Source organism: Nocardia sp. TBRC8007, assembly GCF_056629435.1.
This window is the reverse complement of the sequence record NZ_JBWSOR010000230.1, coordinates 1-245: the sequence shown is the minus strand read 5'-3', so window position 1 is coordinate 245 and position 245 is coordinate 1. Positions and strand designations below refer to the sequence as shown.

Here is a 245-nt window from a genome sequence, read left to right as displayed (position 1 = left end):
CCCCGCCCCGGCGGACAGATCGTCGTAGACCCGACGCCACTGCTCGACCAACTCCCCCTCCCCTGCCACACCCGACCGGTCGAGGACCACATACCCCACCAACTGTGTACCCGCCCCCGCCCCGGCCGCCTCACGGGCCGCGACCACCGCCTGCGAAACCGCCGGATGTGATGCCAACACCGCCGCCACCTCCCCCGGCTCGACCCGGTACCCCCGGATCTTCACCTGCTCATCGACCCGCCCCA

1 protein-coding gene is annotated in these 245 nt (G+C 72.2%); it reads right to left on the bottom strand.

Annotation, left to right across the window (positions count from 1 at the left end):
* A partial coding sequence (locus ACX4ZE_RS23440) for a hypothetical protein (RefSeq protein WP_480275639.1) occupies window positions 1–245 on the bottom strand: 245 nt, incomplete at both ends.